Origin of the sequence: Marinobacter sp. KMM 10035, from assembly GCF_046537445.1 — a bacterium.
GTDB lineage: Bacteria > Pseudomonadota > Gammaproteobacteria > Pseudomonadales > Oleiphilaceae > Marinobacter > Marinobacter sediminicola.
Genome location: NZ_JBBVMG010000001.1, coordinates 2,207,657 through 2,230,937, shown reverse-complemented (window position 1 = coordinate 2,230,937; position 23,281 = coordinate 2,207,657). Strand labels below are relative to the sequence as shown.

Annotated in this window: 23 protein-coding genes; 11 read left to right on the top strand and 12 right to left on the bottom strand. The window is 54.6% G+C overall.

Going from position 1 to position 23,281, the window contains the following annotated elements; all coding sequences use genetic code 11:
- Positions 1-49 precede the first annotated feature (49 nt).
- Both AADB16_RS09995 and AADB16_RS09990 read left to right on the top strand, forming a co-directional pair.
- Positions 50-1,924, top strand: coding sequence for a propionyl-CoA synthetase (locus tag AADB16_RS09995; RefSeq protein WP_410802988.1), 1,875 nt, complete (start codon positions 50-52; stop codon positions 1,922-1,924).
- 101 nt (positions 1,925-2,025) lie between these two features.
- Positions 2,026-2,235: a cold-shock protein gene (locus AADB16_RS09990; RefSeq protein WP_200200918.1), complete on the top strand. Its 210-nt coding sequence runs from the start codon at positions 2,026-2,028 to the stop codon at positions 2,233-2,235.
- Positions 2,236-2,317: 82 nt separating this feature from the next.
- On the opposite strand, the gene leuA is transcribed toward AADB16_RS09990, so the two are convergent.
- A complete protein-coding gene (gene leuA / locus AADB16_RS09985) occupies positions 2,318-4,024 on the bottom strand; it encodes a 2-isopropylmalate synthase (protein ID WP_410802987.1) in 1,707 nt (568 codons plus the stop codon).
- Between the two features lie 146 nt (positions 4,025-4,170).
- On the opposite strand from leuA, the gene AADB16_RS09980 reads away from it, so the two are divergent.
- Both AADB16_RS09980 and AADB16_RS09975 read left to right on the top strand, forming a co-directional pair.
- Positions 4,171-4,668 (top strand): Lrp/AsnC family transcriptional regulator, encoded by a 498-nt coding sequence (locus AADB16_RS09980; RefSeq protein WP_309043278.1) that lies wholly within the window; start codon positions 4,171-4,173, stop codon positions 4,666-4,668.
- A gap of 99 nt (positions 4,669-4,767) precedes the next feature.
- Positions 4,768-6,498 carry a proline--tRNA ligase gene (locus AADB16_RS09975; RefSeq protein WP_298447584.1) on the top strand — a complete coding sequence of 577 codons (1,731 nt, stop codon included), beginning with the start codon at positions 4,768-4,770 and terminating at the stop codon, positions 6,496-6,498.
- Positions 6,499-6,590: 92 nt separating this feature from the next.
- Here the strand turns inward: AADB16_RS09975 and murB are convergent, their stop codons facing one another.
- The 9 genes from murB to AADB16_RS09930 all read right to left on the bottom strand — a co-directional run bounded on the left by murB (position 6,591) and on the right by AADB16_RS09930 (position 15,400).
- Complete coding sequence (gene murB / locus AADB16_RS09970) at positions 6,591-7,619, bottom strand: UDP-N-acetylmuramate dehydrogenase (RefSeq protein ID WP_309043276.1); 1,029 nt, start codon at positions 7,617-7,619, stop codon at positions 6,591-6,593.
- The gene (locus tag AADB16_RS09965) at positions 7,616-8,095 is read right to left on the bottom strand and encodes a low molecular weight protein-tyrosine-phosphatase (RefSeq protein ID WP_410802984.1); all 480 of its coding nucleotides are present in this window, start codon (positions 8,093-8,095) and stop codon (positions 7,616-7,618) included. The genes murB and AADB16_RS09965 overlap by 4 nt, the downstream gene beginning before the upstream one ends.
- A complete protein-coding gene (gene kdsB, locus AADB16_RS09960; RefSeq protein ID WP_410802982.1) occupies positions 8,092-8,907 on the bottom strand; it encodes a 3-deoxy-manno-octulosonate cytidylyltransferase in 816 nt (271 codons plus the stop codon). Before kdsB ends, AADB16_RS09965 begins: the two co-directional genes overlap by 4 nt.
- 27 nt (positions 8,908-8,934) lie before the next feature.
- Positions 8,935-9,123 carry a Trm112 family protein gene (locus AADB16_RS09955; RefSeq protein WP_309043273.1) on the bottom strand — a complete coding sequence of 63 codons (189 nt, stop codon included), beginning with the start codon at positions 9,121-9,123 and terminating at the stop codon, positions 8,935-8,937.
- 19 nt (positions 9,124-9,142) lie between these two features.
- Positions 9,143-10,180 (bottom strand): tetraacyldisaccharide 4'-kinase, encoded by a 1,038-nt coding sequence (lpxK, locus tag AADB16_RS09950; RefSeq protein WP_309043272.1) that lies wholly within the window; start codon positions 10,178-10,180, stop codon positions 9,143-9,145.
- Positions 10,177-11,955, bottom strand: coding sequence for a lipid A export permease/ATP-binding protein MsbA (msbA, locus tag AADB16_RS09945; protein ID WP_309043271.1), 1,779 nt, complete (start codon positions 11,953-11,955; stop codon positions 10,177-10,179). Before msbA ends, lpxK begins: the two co-directional genes overlap by 4 nt.
- Positions 11,952-12,377: an ExbD/TolR family protein gene (locus AADB16_RS09940; RefSeq protein WP_309043270.1), complete on the bottom strand. Its 426-nt coding sequence runs from the start codon at positions 12,375-12,377 to the stop codon at positions 11,952-11,954. The genes msbA and AADB16_RS09940 overlap by 4 nt, the downstream gene beginning before the upstream one ends.
- Positions 12,378-12,382: 5 nt before the next feature.
- Positions 12,383-13,009, bottom strand: a complete 627-nt coding sequence (locus tag AADB16_RS09935; RefSeq protein WP_309043269.1) for a MotA/TolQ/ExbB proton channel family protein — start codon at positions 13,007-13,009, stop codon at positions 12,383-12,385.
- 72 nt (positions 13,010-13,081) lie between these two features.
- Complete coding sequence (locus AADB16_RS09930; protein WP_410802980.1) at positions 13,082-15,400, bottom strand: DNA internalization-related competence protein ComEC/Rec2; 2,319 nt, start codon at positions 15,398-15,400, stop codon at positions 13,082-13,084.
- Positions 15,401-15,570: 170 nt separating this feature from the next.
- Here AADB16_RS09930 and AADB16_RS09925 point away from each other — a divergent pair, with 170 nt between their 5' ends.
- On the top strand, positions 15,571-16,116 hold the full coding sequence (locus tag AADB16_RS09925; protein WP_410802978.1) for a DUF2062 domain-containing protein: 546 nt from the start codon (positions 15,571-15,573) through the stop codon (positions 16,114-16,116).
- Here the strand turns inward: AADB16_RS09925 and lolD are convergent.
- Together lolD and AADB16_RS09915 are read right to left on the bottom strand one after the other, a co-directional pair.
- The gene (lolD, locus tag AADB16_RS09920) at positions 16,104-16,793 is read right to left on the bottom strand and encodes a lipoprotein-releasing ABC transporter ATP-binding protein LolD (protein ID WP_309043483.1); all 690 of its coding nucleotides are present in this window, start codon (positions 16,791-16,793) and stop codon (positions 16,104-16,106) included. The genes AADB16_RS09925 and lolD overlap by 13 nt on opposite strands.
- Before the next feature lie 13 nt (positions 16,794-16,806).
- Entirely contained in the window at positions 16,807-18,048 is a 1,242-nt protein-coding gene (locus AADB16_RS09915; protein ID WP_298447601.1) for a lipoprotein-releasing ABC transporter permease subunit, read from the bottom strand.
- Between the two features lie 124 nt (positions 18,049-18,172).
- Between AADB16_RS09915 and AADB16_RS09910 the strand changes: the two genes are divergently transcribed.
- The 6 genes from AADB16_RS09910 (at position 18,173) to trxB (ending at position 23,277) form a co-directional block, all read left to right on the top strand.
- A complete protein-coding gene (locus tag AADB16_RS09910) occupies positions 18,173-18,760 on the top strand; it encodes a PilZ domain-containing protein (protein ID WP_410802977.1) in 588 nt (195 codons plus the stop codon).
- Between the two features lie 86 nt (positions 18,761-18,846).
- Positions 18,847-19,170 carry a hypothetical protein gene (locus tag AADB16_RS09905; RefSeq protein WP_410802975.1) on the top strand — a complete coding sequence of 108 codons (324 nt, stop codon included), beginning with the start codon at positions 18,847-18,849 and terminating at the stop codon, positions 19,168-19,170.
- Positions 19,171-19,280: 110 nt separating this feature from the next.
- A complete protein-coding gene (locus AADB16_RS09900; RefSeq protein ID WP_410802973.1) occupies positions 19,281-20,333 on the top strand; it encodes an agmatine/peptidylarginine deiminase in 1,053 nt (350 codons plus the stop codon).
- A complete protein-coding gene (locus AADB16_RS09895; RefSeq protein WP_410802972.1) occupies positions 20,330-21,265 on the top strand; it encodes a carbon-nitrogen hydrolase in 936 nt (311 codons plus the stop codon). Before AADB16_RS09900 ends, AADB16_RS09895 begins: the two co-directional genes overlap by 4 nt.
- A 7-nt stretch (positions 21,266-21,272) precedes the next feature.
- Positions 21,273-22,184, top strand: coding sequence for an AAA family ATPase (locus AADB16_RS09890; protein ID WP_410802971.1), 912 nt, complete (start codon positions 21,273-21,275; stop codon positions 22,182-22,184).
- Between the two features lie 139 nt (positions 22,185-22,323).
- Entirely contained in the window at positions 22,324-23,277 is a 954-nt protein-coding gene (trxB, locus tag AADB16_RS09885; protein ID WP_309043263.1) for a thioredoxin-disulfide reductase, read from the top strand.
- Positions 23,278-23,281 lie beyond the last annotated feature (4 nt).

Sequence of the window (23,281 nt, the reverse complement as noted above, 5' to 3'; positions counted from 1 at the left end):
TGACAACAAAAACTCCAGCGGGCGCTACACGTACTACGAGGCGAATTGTATGAATTACAACTCAGAGTTCCGGAGATCCATTGATAAACCGGAAGAGTTCTGGCGTGAAAAAGCAGGCGATATTGAGTGGACACAACCGCCTGGAGCCATCTGGAAAGCTACTGATAATGGTCATGGCCAGTGGTTTCCTGACGCAACTCTAAATACGTCTGACGTAGCCCTGGATGCCAACATACGAGCTGGGCGGGGGGATCAAAAAGCCCTCATCTACGATTCGCCGGTAACGGGCACCAAGTGCAGTTACACCTATACGGAACTGACCAATGAAGTTGCACGCTTTGCCGGCGCTCTAACAGCTCAAGGGGTCGGCAAGGGCGATGTGGTGATTATCTACATGCCGATGATCCCAGAAGCCGCCATTGCGATGCTGGCCTGCGCCCGTATTGGAGCGGTTCACTCAGTAGTATTTGGCGGATTTGCGGCCCACGAACTCGCAGTAAGAATTGACGACGCACAGCCGAAAGCAGTGATTACAGCCTCCTGCGGTATAGAAGTGGCGAAAGTCATCGAGTACAAGCCACTGGTGGACAAAGCCATTGAACAGGCGTCCCACAAGCCTGATTTTTGTGTGGTGTACCAGCGCCCTCAGGTGAAGGCAAAAATGCAGGATGGTCGTGACCACGACTGGAGCGACTTGATGGTCAGCGCTGAGCCGGTCGATCCGGTTCCCGTAAAGGCAACCGATCCGCTTTACGTTCTTTACACCTCCGGTACCACCGGCAAGCCCAAAGGCGTGGTAAGAGACAACGGCGGCCATGCCGTGGCCCTGAAATACAGCATGAAACTGGTTTATGACGCCAACCCGGGCGACGTGTTCTGGGCAGCCTCAGATGTGGGCTGGGTAGTCGGCCACAGCTATATTGTGTACGCCCCGCTGTTTGCTGGCTGCACGACCATACTCTACGAAGGCAAGCCGGTTAGAACCCCCGATGCCGGCGCATTCTGGCGCGTTGTGCAGGAGCACAATGTAAACTTGCTGTTTACCGCTCCAACGGCGTTCCGGGCTGTGCGCAAGGAAGATCCCGAGGCTGATCAGCTTTCACGCTACGACATAAGCTCTCTGAGAAGTATTTATCTGGCAGGTGAACGCCTGGACCCCCCAACCTACGATTGGCTAAGAGAGCATACTCAACTCCCAATACTGGACCACTGGTGGCAAACCGAAACCGGCTGGGCTATTTGCTGCAACCCGGTTGGCATTGAAACCATGCCCACCAAACCGGGCTCGGCAACCTTTCCGTCACCTGGCTACAACGTACAGGTTGTAGACACTCGCGGTAGCCAGGTGCCCGCCGGCGAGCAAGGCCAGATCGCAGTCAAACTCCCACTCCCACCAGGATGTCTGGTTACGGTTTGGGGGGATGATCAGCGTTTCCAGAGCAGTTACCTCAACCTGATACCTGGTTTTTACACCTCAGGCGACGGTGGTTACGTAGATGAAGACGGCTATATCTTCGTTATGGGCCGAACTGACGATGTGATCAACGTTGCCGGCCACCGCCTCTCTACGGGTGAAATGGAAGAAGTGGTTGCCTCTCACCCGGCAATTGCAGAGTGCTGCGTGGTAGGAGCCCAGGACGACATGAAGGGGCAGATCCCGCTCGGCCTGGTGCTTGTCAAAGACGGTGCAACCATCGACCACGACGAGCTGGAAGAAGAGCTGGTTGAGATGGTACGAGAGAAAATTGGCGCAATTGCCTGTTTCCGCAGAGCCCTCGTGGTAGACCGCTTGCCGAAAACCCGCTCTGGAAAGATTCTGCGTCGGGTTATCCGCCAGATCGCTGATGGCGAGGAATATGCGGTTCCAAGCACCATCGATGACCCGGCAATTCTCGAGGAAATCAGTGAACAACTCCGCCGCTGAGATTGATGTTGACGACCTTCAAAGTCGGTCTATACTCAATTTGCTGTGGAAAATCTTCAGTGCCCCGTGGGGGGAAAATCTCAGAGATACAGGAAAGTTCAATGTCAGATACAGTAACAGGAACGGTTAAGTGGTTTAACGAAGCCAAAGGTTTCGGCTTTATTGCTCAGGATGGTGGCAGTGACGTTTTCGTACACTACAGCGCCATTACCTCAAGTGGTTTCCGCACACTGACAGAAGGTCAGCAGGTGCAATTCACCGTAACACAGGGCCCTAAAGGCCCTCAGGCGGAAAACGTAACACCTGTTTAAGGCGTTATTTTTCCTCCCTCTGCCCCTCACGGGTATGAGACCCAACACTAAGCCGGCCTTTGTGCCGGCTTAGTGTTGTTGATCAAGCGCTTATAGCGCCTTCGGTATTTTTCTCAGACTTACCTTCCATCGATCCAACAGCTCCGACTGCCTGGGCAACAGCTGAAAACAGTGCTTGCAGCGTTGCAGACGTTGTATCTTCAGCTAAAGCAGCTGCGCTGCAATGCATATCTCCGGCTGTCAGGCGTATGCAGGCGAGCGCATTGGCGCGGGTACCTTCTCCCAACGCAAACTCATCGTAAGCTTCTACCGCTATTGCCAACCCGAAACGTTTCTCCAGCGCGGCAGAAACTGCTTCCACCGCCCCTAGTCCTTGCCCCTCAAGCCGCACAGGTGCAGACTCGCGACCAAAGGTTACCTCAGCGTGCACGCCCTGCTCATCCCTGCGCAGATCATAGCCGCGCAACGCCCAGTCATCGTGAACGTTCAGGTAGCGCTGATCAAACAAGTTGTGGATGGCCATAGAGTCAATCTCGCCACCGTTCGTTTCTGCCGCTTGCTGGACCACCTTACTGAACTCGATTTGCAACCAGCGTGGCAAGCTGATGTTGTAGTCCCGCTCAAGGACATAAGCCACTCCGCCCTTACCCGACTGGCTATTGATACGAACAACCTCTTCGTACCGGCGACCCAAATCAAACGGATCAATAGGCAGGTAGGCCACATTCCATGCATCGCCCTCTTTTCTCAGAGCCAGGCACTTGCGGATGGCATCCTGATGGCTACCGGAGAAGGCTGTGAACACCAACTCACCTGCGTAAGGATGGCGCGGATGGGTAGAGATTTCGGTGCAGGCTTCTACAACCTCGGTAATTTCCGCCATGCCCGACAAATCCAGCATCGGGTCAATGCCCTGGGAGTAAAGGTTCATCGCCATGGTCACCAGGTCCATGTTGCCTGTGCGCTCACCGTTACCCATCAGTGTACCTTCGACACGATCGGCACCGGCCATCACTGCCAGCTCAGCCGCAGCTACACCACAGCCTCGGTCGTTGTGGGTGTGAACGCTGATACTGATGTGTTCCCGGTGGCGAATGTTGTCGCACACCCATTCAATCTGATCCGCGAACACGTTTGGCGTGGACATTTCTACGGTTGCAGGCAAGTTGATGATAACTGGCTGCCCTTCATCCGGTCGCCATACCGCAGATACCGCATCAATAACTTCAACGGCAAAGTCCAGCTCAGTGCCAGTGAAACTCTCAGGAGAATACTGGAACGTCCACTCGGTTTCCGGGTGCTGGGCAGCCAAATCTTTAACCACCTGCGCGCCGTTAACTGCGATGTCGCGAATGCCCGCACGATCCAGCCCGAACACCTGCTCCCGCTGCACCGTTGAGGTAGAGTTATAAACGTGAACGATGGCGCGCTTGGCGCCTTTAAGCGCTTCGTAAGTGCGCTCGATCAACTCAGGGCGCGCCTGGGTGAGAACCTGGATTTTCACGTCCTCTGGAATCCGGTTTTCGTCAATCAGTTTGCGGCAAAAATCAAAATCCGGCTGACTGGCGGCCGGAAAGCCGATTTCGATCTCTTTGAACCCGAGTTTTACCAGCAAATCGAACAGGCGCTGCTTCTGGGCAACATTCATGGGCTTAACCAGTGCCTGGTTACCATCGCGAAGATCCACCGCGCACCAGGTTGGCGCTTTTTCGATAACCTTGTCAGGCCAGCGGCGGTCAGTTTTAGCGATCGGCTGGAAGGGCACGTATTTGCGATGATCAAAAGCCATGTTTGTTGTACTCCGTAGCGGTTCGGGTGTTTCCGGTAAGAACACATAGTTTAACCTGTTCCCATCAGCAGGTGATTGCGAATTCAAACCCGAAAGCGTAATTTTAGAGATAATCATTCCCCCAAAACCTATTTGACGGCAATTTTATGCTTCAAAACAAGCAAACCCTCATACAAATTGACAAAATAGATCGACGCATACTGGCTCAAATACAGAAAGACGCCTCATTCACTAATCAGCAACTCGCGGAGAAGGTGGGTCTATCCCCCTCCCCTTGCCTGAGGCGTGTTCGCGCTCTTGAGGATGCCGGAATTATTGTGCGAACTGCAGCTGTGCTGGATCACAAAAAGCTGGGACTGTCCCTGACGGTGATCCTTCTCATCGGAATGGACAGGCACACCCCTGAACGATTTGCATCGTTTGAAGAGCAGGTAAACGAATATCCGGAAATTCTGGAATGCTATCTGGTTACCGGTCACGATGCCGACTATATGCTCAAGGTGGTGGTACCGGATATGGATCACTACCATCACTTTTTGCTGAACCGCATTACCCGAATTCAGGGAGTTAGTGGCGTTCACTCAAGCTTTGTTCTCAAACGGGTGATCGACACTACGGCCCTGCCCTTAGGCTATTTGTCCTGATACATGGCTGGCAATCTGTACCTTGTGCCGCAGGCTCCGTACAATAAACGCCACTTTACGAAACACCCTTCTACGAAACATCAATGAACGGAAACCACAATGCGAGCAAGCCGTTATCTGATTGCAACCCAGAAAGAGACACCGTCTGACGCGGAGGTTATCAGCCACCAATTAATGCTGCGTGCAGGTATGATTCGAAAGCTGGCAGCCGGCCTTTACACCTGGCTACCCATGGGCCTGAGAACCTTGCGCAAGGTTGAACGGATTGTTCGTGAAGAAATGGACAAAAGCGGCGCCCAGGAAGTTCTGATGCCCGCAGTTCAGCCAGCGGAACTTTGGCAGGAGTCTGGCCGCTGGGAAGAATACGGCGGCGAACTACTGCGAATGAACGACCGTCACGGGCGTGAGTTCTGCTTTGGCCCTACCCACGAAGAAGTCATCACTGACCTGATCCGCAATGAGCTGAAAAGCTACAAGGAATTGCCGGCTAACTTCTATCAGATACAAACCAAGTTCCGTGATGAGCGCCGTCCACGATTTGGCGTTATGCGCGCCCGTGAGTTCATCATGAAGGATGCCTACTCCTTCCACGTGAATGCTGAATCCCTGGATGAGACCTATCAGGTAATGCACCGCACCTATTGCGCTATCTTTGACCGCCTGGGCTTGAACTATCGCCCGGTACAGGCTGATTCAGGCGCCATCGGTGGCAGTGCCTCCCATGAATTCCACGTACTCGCCTCATCCGGTGAAGACGACATTGTGTTCAGTACAGACAGCGATTACGCCGCGAACATTGAGAAGGCGGAAGCTGTGGCCCCAGCCGGCGAGCGCGCAGCTCCGGGTGAAGAGCTGAAAGAAATTGCAACGCCGGATCAGCGTACCATTGACGCCATTTCTGAATTTTTGAAAATCGATGCCACCCGCACGGTGAAAACCCTGCTGGTTAAAGCGCAAGCCGATGAAGAAGGCAATGCCGGCCTGATCGCCCTGATATTGCGTGGCGACCACACGCTGAACGAGATCAAAGCAGAAAACCTGGCAGGCGTGGCAGAGCCCCTGACCATGGCCACCGATGAAGAGATTGAATCTGCTATCGGCTGCAAAGCCGGCTCCATCGGCCCGGTAAACCTGCCTGTGCCAGTAATTGTGGACCGCAGCGCAGCGCATCTTGCAGATTTTGTGTGCGGCGCCAACAAAGAAGGCTACCACCTGACAGGCGTTAACTGGGAGCGTGATTTGCCCCTGGGCCGGGTTGAAGATATCCGTAACGTTGTTGAAGGCGATGTCAGCCCGGATGGCAAAGGCACTCTGGAGATCCGCAGAGGCATTGAAGTTGGCCATATTTTCAAGCTGGGCAACAAGTACAGCACCGCCATGAACGCGACGGTACTTGATGAGAACGGCAAAACCGTGATCATGGATATGGGCTGCTATGGCATTGGCGTATCCCGCATCGTGGCGGCTTCTATTGAGCAAAACCACGATGAAAAAGGCATTATCTGGCCGGATGCGATTGCGCCCTTCCAGGTGGCCATCGTTACGCTGAATGCCCACAAAACCCCTGCGGTGGCGGAAGCTGGCGAGAAGCTCTATGAGCAATTGCAGCAGGCTGGCTACGATGTACTACTGGACGACCGTAAAGAGCGCCCGGGCGTGAAGTTTGCCGATATGGAGCTGATGGGTATTCCCCATCGTTTTGTTATTTCTGATCGTGGGTTAGCGGCCGGCACTTTGGAATATAAGGGCCGCAGAGACGCTGACAAGCAGGACATTGCGATTGAAGAAGCTCTGCCTGTTCTTGCCAAGGCATCACCACAGAAAGGCTGATAAAAGCAGAAGTGACCAAGCTGGGTTCAAGGCCTGAAACATGGCCTTGAGCTACTGTCAGCATGTGTGGGGCTGGAAGTTGCTTGAGGCTGTCAGCCCCCTACAATTCCTGGCTCCATCTCCAAAGCTACACCAAAACGTTCCTGCACCGACTCGCGAATATCTGAAGCCAGCTCCAGTACATCCTTCCCTGTTCCGCCAGAATGATTTATCAAAACCAGTGCTTGCCGGTTATGAACACCCACCGTAGCATTCCGATAGCCTTTCCAACCGCATTGATCAATCAGCCATGCTGCCGCCAGCTTTACGGCCTCAGTCTGCGGATAGCCAACCACGTTCGGATACATGGCTTGCAGCTCTTCAAACTTTCCGACGGGTACCACGGGGTTTTTGAAAAAACTGCCTACGTTAGGAATCATCTCAGGATCTGGCAATTTCCGACGGCGCACCGCCATCACGGCTTCAGCCACGGCCAGTGCGTCCAGATCCTTAGAGGCAGCATCCCCAAAGTATTCTTCCAGATCGCGGTATCCTAGCTTTAGGGGTTTGATACGGGACAAACGGAGCCTGATCTCGGTAATGATGTAACGCCCAGGCGAGCGTTTGAACAGGCTATCCCGATAGGCAAAGCCGCAGTCTGCGTTATCAAGACAAACCAGTTGGTCAGATTCGCGGTCCCAGGCTGTTACGGAAATCAGCGTATCGCATAGTTCTACGCCGTAGGCACCTATATTCTGCACTGGCGCCGCTCCGGCCGTTCCAGGAATAAGCGCCAGGTTCTCTATACCCTTGTACCCGGATCCAGCTGCATAGAGAACCGCCCCATGCCAGTTTTCTCCAGCTCCCAGAACCAACGTAGCGCCTGTTTCGTCCACATGCTCCCAATAGCGGGCTGCTATTCGTACACGAATCACCAGGCCGTTAAAGTCTCCGGCAAAAACCAGATTACTGCCACTTCCGAGGACCAGTGTCTGGTGGTCGTTTTCATGGGCCCATGCCAGTGCGCTGCGCAAGTCATCCAGGCTTTGAGCATCCATGTAGTATCTTGCGGTAGCGGACACGCTCAGGGTGTTGAGCTTCAAAAGCCCCACGTTCTCCTGAAGTTCCGCTCCAAAACTCACGACATGCGCTCCTGAATATCCCGTAGCAGGCCCTCGCCGGCATCCTGAATCAGATCAAGCACATGTTCAAAACCCTCTTCACCACCATAATAAGGGTCAGGAACTTCAGTGAGATCTGAGCTGCCGTATTCCAGAAAAAGCGTCGGCTTAGTGCCGCCATTCTGGTGCCATATATCCTTTACATCGGCCAGATTCTGACGGTCCATTACGATTATATAATCGAAGGTATCCAGATCTTTTTCAGTAAACTGGCGCGCTTCAAGGGCACTAATATCAACGCCACGGTTGTTGGCAGCTGCAATTGAGCGCGCATCTGGCCCCTTTCCTATGTGCCAGTTACTGGTTCCGCAGGAGTCGATGTAAACCTTATCCTGCAAGCCAGCCTGCTGCACCAGCTTCCGAAACAGTCCTTCTGCCGTTGGCGATCGGCAAATATTGCCAAGACACACAAAAAGGACACTGACCTGCATGCTCATGCCTTACTTTCTCCTGTTTCAACCGATTTAGCCATCCAGGCTCTTACCCGCTGTAAATCAGCCTCTGTATCAACGCCCGCTGGTGGTGTTCCCGCGGCTACTTCAATATGGATGCGGGCACCGTTATACAATGCTCTTAGCTGTTCCAAAGACTCGGCCTGCTCTGTTGGCGCTGGCGCCCAGGACACAAACTGGCTCAACACCCGCGCGCGATAACCGTAGATGCCAATATGGCGAAAGTACCCGGTACCATCTTTAAGGGCCGCCGCCGCATTGGGTGACGCAAGATTGTCTTTACCTATACCGCTCCAGTGATCCCGCGCCCAGGGAATAGGGGCGCGGCTAAAGTAGTGGGCCATACCCTCTGCATCAAACACAACCTTCACAACATTGGGATTGAACACCTGTTCGAGGTCATGGAGCCGCTCGCAGAGTGTCGAGATTGCCGCATCAGGGTAGCGCTCCAGGTTGACTGCCACCTGATCAATCAGCTCGGCGGGGATCAGGGGTTCGTCTCCCTGCACATTCACCACACGGTGGTCTGGGTCCAGGCCCAGCTTACGTACCACCTCTTCAAGGCGGTCGGTACCACTAACATGGTTGGGGGAAGTCATGACAACTTCAGCGCCAAAGGCTTCACAGGCGGCCTGAATACGCGAATCATCCGTAGCAACAACTACGCGACTTGCCCGGCTTTCCGACGCACGCTCACACACGTGCTGAATCATGGGTTTGCCGGCTATATCCAGCAGCGGTTTGCCAGGTAACCGGGTAGAGGCATAACGAGCCGGAATCACTACCGTAAAAGACATGGGGATTCGATCCTGCAGAGAGCCTGCTCAGCTTTTGTGAAGACGTTCGTCGGTGCTTAGAGTGCGCGCTTCAGTGGCCAGCATAACCGGAATACCCTCGCGGACAGGAAACGCCATGGCGTCCGCAAAGCACGTCAGTTCGGTTTTTGCTTCATTCAATTTCAGCTCGCCCTTGCATACCGGGCAGGCAAGCAGAGCCACGAGTTTTTTGTCCATAGTGCTATCTCACTGACAGTTAGGAAGCAGGCGCTCCGGAGCTCGCCCGCAATTTTTCAAGAACAGCTGCTTTAAACGCCTCAGGCAACACTGCCTCAACATGGAGCACCCAGGCATTATCCGGTGCAAAACTGCTGCATTTGACGCCATCTTTGGCCGTCATCACCAGCATGTGACCCGCCTCGGAGCCAAGATCTTCCGGGCGGAAGCGATGATGATCGGGAAAAGGCACAGCAATTAACTTTGCCCCCAAGCCTTTGAGCGTATCAAAAAAACGTGTGGGGTTTCCTATGCCAGCTATGGCCCGAAGTTTTTGGCCCTGCAAGCTTTCGGGTGAGCGGGTTTCACCGGTTTTGAGGTTGACCAGGCGCGTTGGCTGAAGTCTCATGGCATACATATGTGGGTGCTTAAGGCCCGCCAGTACTTCCGGAGACACCTGGCCCGCTTCGTCGACAGAGGTTGCGCCGTTAACGATCACAAAATCAACCGTATCCAGCCGACTTACTGGCTCACGCAGTGGACCCACAGGTATCAACGCACCGTTGCCTATTCCACGTGCAGCATCAAACACTGATAACTCAACATCCCGTGGTAGCTTGTAGTGCTGCAGGCCGTCATCGCTGATCAACACATCGCCTAGCGCATTATCGAGCACGAACGCCGCACCCCTGCGCCTATCCGGGTCAACAACCACGGGTACGCCGGTTGCCTGAGACAACATAACTGGCTCATCCCCGGCAAGTGACGGCAAGGTGTCCGGGGTTACCAACAATGGGTGCTCAGACGCGCTGCCACCGTACCCACGGCTAAGAACGACAGGGTGCCAACCCTCAGCTTTCATAATGCTGACCAGCCAAGCTGTTAACGGGGATTTACCCGTACCCCCGGCTGTGATGTTACCCACCACCACAACCGGAACCGGTAGCTTTTCGGTATAAGCCGTCATCGCTTTGCGCCGCCGCGCTTCAGCAATGGCCCGGTAAAGCCATGAAAACGGTGACAACAAGACCAAAGGACGACCTTTGCCATACCAGAGGCGATCTACCAGGGATGTCATGAGTGCTCGCTGAATTGCATTTGGTGCAACTGGGCATAAGCGCCTTTCTGTGCGAGTAGCTCTTCATGGCGCCCCGATTCAACAATACGACCGTTGTCCATAACCAATATTCGGTCTGCGCTCTCAATGGTTGAAAGCCTGTGGGCAATAACCAACGTGGTTCGGCCCTGAATAACGGTTTCCAATGCTTTCTGTATGTGACGCTCAGACTCAGTATCCAGAGCGGAGGTGGCTTCATCCAGAATCAATATGGGCGCATCTTTCAACAAGGCCCTGGCAATCGCCAGCCTTTGCCGCTGACCACCTGAGAGCATCACGCCATTGTCACCAATCATGGTGTCGAGCCCTTCAGGCATTCGGTCGATAAACTCCAATGCATGAGCTTTGGCCGCCGCTTCACGAATTTCTTCCCGACTGCAGTCCCGAAGCGCACCATAGGCAATATTGGCCGCAATAGTATCGTTAAACAGCACCACGTTCTGAGTCACCAGTGCAATCTGGCTTCGCAGTGCTTTAAGGGAGAAGTCTTTGAGGGAGCGCCCATCAATGCGGATATCGCCACCGGTATATTCATAAAACCGGGGCAGCAGGCTCACCAAGGTTGATTTACCGCTGCCAGAGCGCCCGACCAGCGCCACGCTCTGACCCGCAGGGATATCAATGGAAATACCTTCCAATACATTATCGAGCTGATCACGGTAGCGAAACGCGAGATCATCAAATTCAATGTTGCCTTCCACACGGTCAGGCGAAAAGGTACCGGGGTCCTGCTCCGGGGCCTCGTCGATGGTTTCAAACACATCGTAGGCCGCTGCCACACCCTTCTGAATTTGCGCGTGAACCGAGGTCACCTGACGAATCGGCTTGGCCATGGTGGTGGCGGCAGTAATGAAGGCCACCAACTGCCCTGTGCTCATCTCACCTCTAATTTCCGGGGACAACATGGTCCAGACCAACGCAGCTATTGCCACGGCCACCAACGTCTGAATCACCGGCACGCTGATTGCCTGGGTAGAGGCCATCTTCAGGCTTTGCTTCAGATTTCTATCGTTAACCTTTTGAAAACGCTGCTTTTCGTATTCCACACCACCAAACGTTCGGACAACCCGATACCCGGTGATGGACTCAGAGGCCACGTGGGTTATGTCGCCCATAGAGCCTTGAATGCGCTGGCTGATTTTGCGGAATCGCTTACTGGCGTAACTCACAACTGCCCCAATCAGTGGCCCAACCGCCAGAAATATCAGAGTCAACTTCCAGTTGGTATACAGCATAAAACTAAGAAGACCGACAATTGTAAGGCCTTCCCGCAAGGTTATGGTGACGGCATTTGTGGTGGCTTCCGCCACCTGCTCTACGTTAAAAGTCAGTTTGGAAACCAACCTACCGGCAGCATTTTCGTCAAAGTAACGGGATGGCAGAGTCATCAGGCGGTTGAACACATCTGTGCGAAGGGAGTTGATAACCTGTCGGCCGACGTAGCTGATGAAATATTGGCTTAGAAACGTCCCGATTCCACGGAAGGTAAACATGCCTATGATCAAGGCTGTCAGCAAAATCCGGTTTTGTTCAGTGGGGTTTTCGATGGCCGCGATAACATATTCCATCGCAGCGGCCATCCCCGTGGAGGCAGCCGCGTAAATGATGTTACCAACAACTGCAAGCGAGAACGCCAACCAAAACGGTTTTACATACGCAAGTAGGCGCTTGTAGGTCTCCCAGCTTTCGCCGGGTTTAACCGCTTGGGGTTCTGGTGGCGGTACGGCTTGGCTCACTGGGTTTCGGCCTCACGTTCTGTCGTAATACTCAGCTTGGCAAAACCAAGGCGCCCCGCAACATCCATAGCTCTGACCACATATTCATGGGGAGTCCGGGCATCTGCCGTAATCACGAATGGTAAGGCGGTGTCGCCTTCAGCCAGCTCACTCACCCCCCGTTCAAGCGTCTCACGGCGATTATTCACGAGCGCTTTATCGTTAAGGATATACTGGCCTTCAGCATTGATAACAACATCTATCTGCTTCACTTCGGATGCTGCAGACGGCTCGCCGCTGGCTTCTGGCAGCACCACCTGAAGGTGGCTTTCCCGGGTGAAAGTCGTTGAGACCATAAAGAAAATCAGCAGCAGGAACACCACATCGATCAGCGGCGTCAGGTCTACCCCAACTTCCTGGCTTCTCTGGCGTGTGAACTTCACGGCGTTCAGGCCCCTTCTACGTCGATTTCACGATCACCGTGAACAACTTCAACCAATTTGATGGCTTCTTGCTCCATACCTACCACCAGCTCGTCTACTCGCCGGATAAAATAGCGGTGACAAATCAGAGCAGGAATAGCAATGCTCAGTCCCGCTGCGGTGGTTATCAAAGCTTCGGAGATGCCGCCAGCAAGATTGCCGGCATTACCCACACCGGCAAGCTGGATTTCAGCAAACACCTTGATCATGCCGATCACAGTGCCAAGTAGGCCCAACAAGGGTGTTATGGTTGCAACGGTGCCCAGAGGGTTCAAAAAGCGTTCCAGCTCATGAATTACCTGGGTAGCCTCATGCTCAATACTCTCCTTCATAATCTCACGGCCATGCTTGGCATTCATGAGACCCGCCGCAAGAATACGACCCAAAGGTGATGAGCCTTGCAGTGCCTTCAGCTTGCGACTATTAAGCTCTTTTTTCTTGATCCAGCGCCAAAGTTCATTAATGGTCTGAGTCGGTGCAACACGTGACGCACGAAGCGTCCAGAAACGTTCCAGAATAATCGCGAGTGCCAGAATGGAACAGGCAATAATTGGCACCATGAGAATGCCACCAGCTTTCAACAGCTCGAACACGCTTGATCTCCCTGATTGTTAACAAGCCGCGCTACTTTAGCATAGCTGCAGGTCGAGGCCACACCCGCAATGTCACGGTATTTCACACTTGGCTCTGGTAAGGCCCGGGCCGCCAATCCAGAAGGGTACTGAGTGGCGGGCTTCTGTCGTTTTTACAGCGCCATTATCCACGGCCAACACCAGCCCGCCCGAACATGCCGTGTTAAACGCTGTGGCGCCTCCGCTCCGGTAGCGTGCGGTTACATCCCTGTGAGGATGTCCATATCGATGCCGGTAGCCGGCCGTATAGATCACTATGTCAGGCTTCAATTCCTCAACCCAGGCACTGGACGACGACGTTTTACTGCCATGATGCGGCGCAATAACAACGCGCTCACGGGGCTGACTTTCAGCCCGAAGGTTTCTGGACACTTTCAAATATTGAGCCTCGATAGGTGAACTGATATCGCCCGGAAACAGCCATTCCGCGGCGTGGCCCTGCCGGGCAGAAAGAACACAGGATGCATCATTGCCTTCGACCCTGCCCCCGGCACGCCAGAATGAAATCAACAGCTCACCTCCCAGTACCTCCTCGCCCGCACATCCAAGGACACTCACAGCCTCGGCATGCTCCAGCTTGGCACGAACAGCAGCTGGCTCACCGGTTACGACACGACCAACATCAAATTGCTCAAGGATCTGGCTGATCCCGCCGGAATGATCACCATCGGCATGGCTTATAACCAATGTATTGATGCGTTTTATTCCCAAGGCTTTGAGATTGGGTATCAGCACAGATTCCGCAGCTGAAAACACGCCTTTCACTTCAGGCCCTGTGTCATAGAGCAACACCTGGTCGCCCGCCCTCAACATAGCAGAGAGGCCTTGCCCAACATCCCAAACTCTGACTTCAGGCTGTGCAAGGCTTGGATTGCCGGGCTTACCCGGAAAACTCGCGGCAACCCCCCAGCTCGCCAAAATAACTATCCCAACCGCCCGGAATGTCCGAATGGGCACCAATACAACCAACAACACCAACAAGGCAAACGCGACAATTTCAAAGGTGCTGCCATGAAGATCGGGCCAACTCATGCTGGCGACCACGCCAAGAAAGCTCCACAGAACTCCAAGCAAGGCATCCATCAACGGAATAACCAGATCGACCAAAGCCGGAAACACCGCGACAGCAATCCCACCTACGAGAAGCACCGGCATAAGTACGAGGGAAACCCAAGGGATAGCAACAATATTCGCGAGTAATCCCGCAACTGGCTGCCCCTGGCCTACCAGCTCAAGTAGCGGCCAAAGCCCGGCAAATACGGCTCCCTGAGCAATAAACAAGCCGGCCAGCCACCCTGTACCACCCAGGCGACCCGCAAACGTACACATGAGAATAGAGACGGCTCCAAACGACAGCCAGAACCCTTGATCCAGCGGAGCAAACGGATCGAACAGAAGCACAAGCCCAAGCGCGATCACAAGCGACTGCCAAACAGGCACCTGCCAGGCGTTCAGCAAAAACCAGCTACCGACCGCCACCATAATCAAGGCTCTGCGTGTTGGCACCGTGAACCCTGCCGCCAATGCATACAACAGACTACAAACAAGCACTACAATAAACACTGATACGCGGACGGATCGCTCACTGAACCGGGTAGAGGACACTGCCAATAGAACACGACGTGTCGCGAACCCTGCGCCCAGAGCAACCAACCCCAGATGAAGACCCGATATAGCAACCAGATGAATGGTTCCTGTCGCTTTTAGAACGCCCCAGTGCTCCGATGACAAATGGCCGCGGTTGCCAATCAGCAATGATGCAATCAACGGGTGGTGGCGGGCCTCGGCAAACTGCCTGTCTACCCAATCCGCCAGCTGGGCGTGAAGGCGATGATACCGGCACTCTAGCGCGCAAACGACGGATGGATCCGGAATCGCGCTGCGCACGCTGCCTGTTGCGCGATACCCCTTTCGGAACAACCAGTCTTCGTAGCGAAACCCCTCGGGGTTCAGCGTACCGTGGGGCTGCTTCAGGACTACCTCAAGGCGCAGGCGATGATCCGGGAGCATAACTTCACGCTGACCATACCAAGCCAGACGCAATGTTGTGGGGAGTGAATCGTAGGCCTCTTGGGTTAGTGAAAGCCCGTACCAACGAGTCACGCAAAAGCTGAAGCGGATGCTGTTAAAGCTGCCGGCTGATGGAAGATTGCAGATATAACCTGAAACCTTGGCTCGCTCGCCCTCTAGGCCCTCGGGGAGCCCGTGCCCCAGGCGTTCACTGGCCCACATGGATGCCCAGGCGATACCCAATGCCAGGCCAATCACAAGCGCCCAAACCGATCCAGGCAACAACCTGCGAACGGGCAAAAACCACAATAAAGCCGGGACTATGGCCAGGAGCTGGCACACTTGAGCTGGCAACACCGCCAATCTATAAAGTAAGATGACGCCGCAGGAAAAAGCGAAAACGCCTATTGCTGTAGAGCTTCCGGACAATCCTTGTCCTCCCGATGTCTTTATCCGTCGGCGGCTTCCTTGACGCCGGATGTTTCATTCTACTTGAAGGTAGAGCATTCCCAATGCCGAAGAAGTTCATGAAACGTTATCTGCCAACACCTGAGAAGGTGCAAGCGATGCAATCGCTTGGTTTTCTTGGCGATATCCTGCATGAACCCAACCTGTGGCATATCAACCGTCACAGTGTTTCCCGGGCTTTTCTGATCGGTGTGTTTTTCGCTTTGATCCCCATGCCCTTCCAGATGATTGCCGCTGCCTTCTTTGCCATCTGGTTCAACGCCAACCTGCCGCTATCCGTGGTGCTGGTCTGGATCAGCAACCCGATTACCATGCCCCCCCTGTTCTATTTCAATTACAAGGTGGGCGCCTGGGCGCTAAATCGGCCCGTTCTAAGTTTTGACCTACATCTCTCATGGTCGTGGCTCAGTGAGCGCCTGGTGGATATCGGCATCCCCCTCTACCTGGGATCGCTGATAGTCGCCACGGTTTCCGCATGTATAGCGTATCTGGCAATTCAGTTTATCTGGCGTCGGAAAATTCGCACCGATTGGCAACTGCGCCGCCGGGTCCGCAGAGAGCTCCGGCGTTCCCGCGATCAGACCTCCTGAACCAACCGACCTTGCTCAAGCCTAAGCACCCGCCCCAGACTCCGCGCCATTTTCATATCGTGGGTCACCATGACAAACGCAATCCCCAACTGATCCCTCAAAGATTCTATAAGTGCCCGAACCCCTTCACCCGTGTGCTCATCAAGGTTGCCCGTGGGCTCATCCATCAACACACAATCCGGCTCGTTCACCAGCGCCCGGGCTATAGCAACACGCTGACGCTCACCGCCAGATAGCTCCCCAGGCTTATGTTCAAGACGCTCTGCCAGCCCAACCCTTTGCAAAATTGATTGCGCCCGGGCGCGGGCATCATTAACGGCCATTCCGCCAAGCGCGCAGGGCATCATGACGTTCTCAAGTGCAGTGAACTCTGGCAGCAGATGATGGAACTGATACACAAACCCCAGATGACGATTACGGAAACGAGCCCGACCTGATTCGGACAGCCGATGGATATCCTTGCCACAGATCGAAATCTGCCCGGTAGACGGCTTGTCGAGCCCGCCAAGGAGATTAAGCAGCGTTGTCTTGCCGGCACCACTGCTCCCTACAATCGCCACAGTTTCGCCCGCTGTAACTTCCAGTGATATATCGGAGAAAATTGTCAGCTTTTCCGGCCCCTGAGTGTAGGTGCGGGTAACCTGCCGGCAGTCGATCACCAGAGGCGTATCCTTCATGGCTTCAGGTTCCTTATTCATAACGAAGAGCCTCCGCAGGATCCACTCTCGACGCTCTCCACGCCGGGTAGATAGTCGCCAACAAACTCATGGCAAGCCCTGCACCGCTGATTATGGCTACGTCATTCCATTGCAGCTGGGAAGGCAAGTAACTGATGAAATACACATCCGCACTCAGGAACTGCTGCCCAAGGGCGCCTTCAAGCCAGGAAATAAACGCACTGATATTGAGGGCACCCAAGACGCCAAGCGTGGTGCCAATCAGAATGCCAAACACACCGATGACCGCCCCCTGTACGATAAAAATCCGCATGATGTGCCCGGGCGTTGCGCCCATGGTACGGAGAATGGCGATATCCGCGGTTTTATCGGTCACCACCATCACGAGTGTGGACACGATGTTGAACGCCGCCACTGCCACAATAAACATCAGCAGTAAGCCGATCATGGTTTTTTCCATGCGAATGGCCTGGAACAGGTTTCCGTGGGTGCGGGTCCAATCTGAAATGTAATAACGGCCAGAGAGCTCTCTTGCAGCCTCTTCTGCAACCTTGGGGGCAGCAAAAAGGTCATCAACCAATAGCCGAACACCCTGCGCCTTACCTCCGGTTCGCATCAGCTTCGCCGCATCATCCATGTGAATCAGCGTGTAATTGCCATCGAGTTCTGCGCCAACACTGAAAACGCCTTTTACGGTAAACCGTTTGAGGCGGGGCAGCACGCCGGCGGGGGTAACTGAAGCCTCAGGCAGCACCACGGTCACTTTATCGCCTAGCTGCAAACGCAAGCTCGCCGCCATGGTACGGCCCACAATAATGCCAAACTCACCGGAAACCAGATCGTCCAATTTGCCTTCAATCATGTGGTTTTCGATGATGGAGACAGAACGCTCTTCCTCCGGAAGTATGCCGTTGAGCATAACGCCCCGCACTTCACCACCGCCGGTAACCATGCCCTGCCCCTGAATGAACGGAGCCGCAGCCAGAACTCTCGGGTGCCGCTGCACCTGAGCATCCACTGATTCCCAGTCTGCAATCGGCCCACTGCCCTGAATGATTGCATGGGGTACCATGCCCAGGATGCGCTGCTTGAGCTCACGATCAAAACCATTCATTACGGACAGCACGATAATAAGTACGGCCACACCAAGCATCAGCCCGATCATGGAGGTGAGGGATATAAAGGAAATAAAATGATTACGCCTTTTGGCCGCGGTGTAACGCAAGCCGATATAAAACGATAAGGGTCTGAACATGGAGAGGTGCCTGTCGCTACCTTCAGATCGGTCGTGGTCTGGAATTCCCCTCGCAGCCTTTCAGTGCGGTGGGAAACTGCTAAACTTTTACTACTGGCTGAAATCCTTGCTCGCGGAGCCCTGAATGCACACCGAAGATACGCCTTTCGAACCGACAGACAATCTACCTGAGCGTCGGGAATTTTTCCGCATCGAAGACCGGATTGGCCTGGAAGTCCGGAAGCTGTCGCACTCAGCCGAGTTTAGCGACAACCCTTTCAACGACGACCATATCGAGACGCTGAAAGCAGACTTCAGACGACTGGATCAGGACATCAAATCTCAGCTCGCCAGTCTTGCCGACCAAGACCGCCTGCTTACCGGTCTGGTAAAGTCCTTGAATGGGAAGCTGGATACGCTAGCGCGCATTATGGCCTTTCAGCAAAATCCCTTGCAACCGGAGGACTGGCAAGACGTAACTCTGAGCGAGGGTGGTCTGGCCTTTTCGGGGAGCCCACAAGCATGGCAAACTGGCGATAAGCTTGCAGTCCGCATGACTTTGCCGCCAGAACTATTCCAGCCCCGAGCCGTGGCACAGGTTTTGGATGTGCAGGCCACCGAAACAGGCGGAGCAAGGGTTCATACGGGCTTTATCCAGATACAAGATGGGGATCGGCAGCAAATCGCCAGACATGTGATGCGTTGGCAGATTCGTCAGCGCCAAAAAGAGTAGACTGGCGAAAACATGTGACTTTTGCCTTTAATTCTCGGATATTACGTTTTATCCATGTCTCCGGAGTGCTTGCCGGAGGCTCAAGTATGAGTGGAGAACGATCAATGACAATGAAGCGAGTCCTGACCGGCACCCTGGTATCGGCACTATTTATTATGACTTTCGCCCCGGTTACCGGCGCACTTGCGGAAGAACTCCGTGTACCTGTAGGCAGCCAAGCAGACAGAAGCGACCAAAACGTGCCCCGGGTAGGTACCACACAGGCTTCGGTAAAAGCCTCATGGGGCCAGCCAGCTTCCATTGAGGGTCCTATCGGCCATCCGCCGATCAGCCAGTGGAATTACGGTAATTTTGTGGTCTATTTCGAAAATGATCGTGTCATACACTCGGTCCTGACACCTCAGCGCTGACATTTTTCGACACGGTGTTCTTCCCGCCCACCTGTTCAGGGCACACATTCAGACGACATGCCGCCTTTTTTATAGAATGGCGGCTTTTGCAATTTTAAGGTGACTGTAAAGTGACATCCCTACGCGTGTTGCCCGCTGAGTGGGCACCCCAAAGCGCCGTTGTACTTACCTGGCCTCACCCAGGTACCGACTGGGCAGGGATTATTGATGAGGTAGAGCCCGTATTTCTGGAAATTGCCCGCTCGGTTCTCTATTTCCAACATCTCGTAATCAGCTGTGAGCACGTGGTTCGACTGCAAGACCTTGAGCGCGAGCTAAACACCTGGGCCAGCCAACAAAACCTGCCCGGACGGGTGCGCGCTGTCCCTGCGCCAGCAAACGACACCTGGGCTCGCGATCACGGCCCGATTACCGTAATAACCGATGGCGAGCCCACCCTGCTGGACTTTCGTTTCAACGCCTGGGGGGGCAAATTTCCCTGGGAGAAAGACGATGCACTCAACCGTCATCTTGCGAATTTTGGAGTGTTTGGTACTACCCCCATGCAAGCGGTGGACTTTGTCCTGGAGGGTGGCTCCATCGAATCGGATGGTGAAGGCACCTTACTAGCCACCAGCGAATGCCTTTTGACCCCCTCACGCAATGCCTCCATGGACCGCAGTGCCATTGAGCAGCTGCTGGCTGAAATGCTGGGGGCAGATCGGATTCTGTGGCTGAACCATGGTTATCTGGCCGGCGACGATACTGACAGCCATATTGATACTCTGGCCCGCTTTTGTGCCCCGGACCATATCTGCTACGTGACCTGTCCGGACGTGGCAGATGAGCATTACAGTGCCCTCGCAGCCATGGAAGAAGACCTTCAGGAGTTCCGCCAGCGGGATGGTTCGCCCTACAAGCTCACAGCACTTCCCTGGCCTGACCCCGTATTCGGTGACGAAGGCGAACGCCTGCCAGCCACCTACGCTAACTTTCTGATCATTAATGGCGCGGTGCTATTACCTGTATACGATGTACCTCAGGATGAAGAAGCCACTCGAATTATGAGCGGGATATTTCCTGACCGGGAGATAATCCCGATTAACTGCCGTCCCTTGGTCAAACAGCACGGCAGCCTGCACTGCGTCACCATGCAGATCCCGGAAGGAGTTGTCACGCTATGAGTCATAACCCCGGCAGAACCCGGAATTCAAGCCAGCTTGTAGTCGCTGCAATTCAGCAGGCGTGCAGTGAAAACAAAGCCGCCAGCCTCGCCACCTCCGAAATGCTGATTCGCGAAGCGGCCGCCGGTGGCGCTGAGTTGGTTATTCTGCAAGAGCTTCACGCAACCCAGTATTTTTGCCAAATCGAAGATACAAGCATATTTGACCTGGCCGAACCCATTCCTGGGCCCACCAGCGAAAAGCTTTCAGACCTGGCCCGGGAACTGAACGTCGTTATTGTGGGCTCTGTGTTTGAGCGACGCATGAACGGTGTATATCATAATACCGCTGTGGTCATCGAGACCGATGGGGCCATTGCTGGCCTGTATCGCAAAATGCACATTCCGGACGACCCGGGGTTCTACGAGAAATTTTACTTCACCCCGGGTGATGCCGAGTTCAACGACGGCCGCAGCGGGTTCTCCCCCATCGAAACCTCGGTAGGTAAGCTTGGGGTTCTCGTTTGCTGGGATCAGTGGTACCCGGAAGCGGCACGCCTGATGGCGCTCGCCGGCGCCGAAATACTGATTTACCCCACCGCCATCGGCTGGGACATAACAGACACTCCGGATGAGCAAGCCCGTCAACTGGAAGCCTGGGTCACCGTTCAACGGGGCCACGCCGTGGCCAACAACCTTCCGGTGGTTGCGCCCAACAGGGTAGGCACTGAACCGGACCCCACAGGGCATTCCGACGGTATACACTTCTGGGGAAACAGCTTCATCTGCGGCCCCCAAGGCGAATTCCTCGCCCGGGCCGACGACAGCAGCGAATGCATATTGAGTGTCACCCTTGATCGCCATCGCAGTGAATCTATTCGTCGCATCTGGCCGTACTTCAGAGACCGCCGCATCGACGCCTACGGCGACATTCTAAAAAGAGTGAGGGACTGAACCCGGCATGAAAAACCTGGTGGACAACGTAGTTACCGAACTGAACCAGATCCTGCTTGGCAAGGAGCGCCAGGTTCGCTTGGCCCTCTGTGGCCTGCTCGCCAGTGGTCACTTGCTGATTGAAGACATTCCAGGCATGGGCAAAACCACCCTCTCCCATGCACTGGCCAAAGTGATGGGGCTTAGTTACCAGCGCATTCAGTTTACCAACGACTTGTTGCCCGCTGATGTGCTGGGCTATTCCATGTACGACAAACAAGCAGGGAGTCTGGTATTCCACCAGGGCCCTATTTTTGCCCAGGTGGTCCTGGCAGACGAAATCAACCGCGCGTCGCCACGAACACAGAGCGCACTGCTGGAAGCAATGGAAGAGCGCCAAGTATCCATTGAAGGCGAAACCCGACCACTACCCCATCCGTTTTTTGTAATTGCCACCCAGAATCCTACAGAACAAGGCGGCACATACCCTCTGCCGGAATCCCAGCTTGATCGTTTTCTGATGCGTATTCGGCTTGGCTATCCCGACCCGAGAGCAGAGCGGGAGTTGCTGGAAGGCGAGGATCGCCGAGTAATGACAGACAGGCTCGGCACCCTGCTCTCCGAGACCGAGCTCGCCAAACTTCAGGAAGAGGTAACCCGCATAACCGCCAGCCCGGCGCTGCTGGACTACATCCAACGCTTGCTGGAACAAAGCCGCCGCATGCCCGGACTGCTCTATGGTTTGTCACCCAGAGCCGGGCTTGGGTTGCTCAGAGCCACTAAAGCCTGGGCGTTGATGGAAGGCCGCCGCCACGCACTACCTGATGATATACAAGCAGTATTCCCGTCGATTGCCGAACACCGCCTCGAACAAGGCGAATCCGGAAAAAGTTCTGAACGCGTACGCCAACTGCTGGCCAGCGTTTCGGTACTGGAGTAACCGCATAGATAGCATTGCTTTATCGGAGGAATTGAGCAAAACAAATGGAAGCTTGCTGCTTTCGTGATAGCCTTTTGCCCTTCCTCGCAATACAGGCTCCCAATGAGCCCGACACGTACCGAACAAACGAGAGACACCCATGAGCGAAACCAAACATTCCCGGCTAATCATCCTCGGCTCCGGCCCCGCCGGATACACCGCCGCTGTCTACGCAGCCAGGGCAAACCTCAACCCGACCCTGATTACTGGCATTGAAGTCGGCGGCCAGCTCACCACCACCACCGACGTAGACAACTGGCCAGGCGATAACGACGGCGTACAAGGCCCGGAACTCATGCAGCGCATGCTCAAACACGCTGAGCGCTTCGAGACCAACATCGTATACGACACCATCAACGAAGCAGACCTACAGACCCGCCCCTTCCGCCTCAAAGGCGACAGCGGCGAATACACCTGCGATGCCCTCATCATCGCTACCGGTGCGTCTGCCATGTACCTCGGCCTGGAGTCGGAAGAAAAATTCAAAGGCCAGGGCGTATCCGCCTGCGCCACCTGCGATGGTTTTTTCTACAAAAAACAAAAAGTCGCCGTGATCGGTGGTGGCAACACTGCTGTTGAAGAGGCACTGTACCTCTCGAACATCGCCGCAGAAGTCACCCTGGTACACCGCCGCGACAGCCTCCGCGCAGAGAAAATCCTGCAGGACAAACTCTTCGACAAAGCGGAAAACGGCAACATCAACATCGTTTGGGATCACACCCTCGACGAAGTTCTGGGCGACGGCACCGGCGTAACCGGCATGCGTATCAGAAGCATGAAAGACGACTCCAAACAGGATCTCGACCTGGCGGGCGTGTTCATCGCCATCGGCCACAAGCCCAACACCGGCTTGTTCGAAGGCCAGCTGAACATGGAAAACGGCTACATCAAGATCCAGTCCGGCCTCGAAGGTATGGCCACACAAGCCAGCATCCCGGGCGTATTCGCCGCCGGCGACGTAGCCGACCACGTTTACCGCCAGGCCGTAACCTCCGCCGGTTTCGGTTGCATGGCTGCATTAGATGCCGAAAAGTTTCTGGATCAGCAAGCTTAAGAGT

Coding starts and splice junctions, on each gene's coding strand:
- AADB16_RS09995 (WP_410802988.1), top strand. CDS start 50: ATGAATTACAACTCAGAGTTCCGGAGATCCATTGATAAACCGGAAGAG.
- AADB16_RS09990 (WP_200200918.1), top strand. CDS start 2,026: ATGTCAGATACAGTAACAGGAACGGTTAAGTGGTTTAACGAAGCCAAA.
- leuA (WP_410802987.1), bottom strand. CDS start 4,024: ATGGCTTTTGATCATCGCAAATACGTGCCCTTCCAGCCGATCGCTAAA.
- AADB16_RS09980 (WP_309043278.1), top strand. CDS start 4,171: ATGCTTCAAAACAAGCAAACCCTCATACAAATTGACAAAATAGATCGA.
- AADB16_RS09975 (WP_298447584.1), top strand. CDS start 4,768: ATGCGAGCAAGCCGTTATCTGATTGCAACCCAGAAAGAGACACCGTCT.
- AADB16_RS09965 (WP_410802984.1), bottom strand. CDS start 8,095: ATGAGCATGCAGGTCAGTGTCCTTTTTGTGTGTCTTGGCAATATTTGC.
- kdsB (WP_410802982.1), bottom strand. CDS start 8,907: ATGTCTTTTACGGTAGTGATTCCGGCTCGTTATGCCTCTACCCGGTTA.
- AADB16_RS09955 (WP_309043273.1), bottom strand. CDS start 9,123: ATGGACAAAAAACTCGTGGCTCTGCTTGCCTGCCCGGTATGCAAGGGC.
- lpxK (WP_309043272.1), bottom strand. CDS start 10,180: ATGACATCCCTGGTAGATCGCCTCTGGTATGGCAAAGGTCGTCCTTTG.
- AADB16_RS09925 (WP_410802978.1), top strand. CDS start 15,571: ATGCCGAAGAAGTTCATGAAACGTTATCTGCCAACACCTGAGAAGGTG.
- lolD (WP_309043483.1), bottom strand. CDS start 16,793: ATGAAGGATACGCCTCTGGTGATCGACTGCCGGCAGGTTACCCGCACC.
- AADB16_RS09915 (WP_298447601.1), bottom strand. CDS start 18,048: ATGTTCAGACCCTTATCGTTTTATATCGGCTTGCGTTACACCGCGGCC.
- AADB16_RS09910 (WP_410802977.1), top strand. CDS start 18,173: ATGCACACCGAAGATACGCCTTTCGAACCGACAGACAATCTACCTGAG.
- AADB16_RS09905 (WP_410802975.1), top strand. CDS start 18,847: ATGAGTGGAGAACGATCAATGACAATGAAGCGAGTCCTGACCGGCACC.
- AADB16_RS09895 (WP_410802972.1), top strand. CDS start 20,330: ATGAGTCATAACCCCGGCAGAACCCGGAATTCAAGCCAGCTTGTAGTC.
- AADB16_RS09890 (WP_410802971.1), top strand. CDS start 21,273: ATGAAAAACCTGGTGGACAACGTAGTTACCGAACTGAACCAGATCCTG.
- trxB (WP_309043263.1), top strand. CDS start 22,324: ATGAGCGAAACCAAACATTCCCGGCTAATCATCCTCGGCTCCGGCCCC.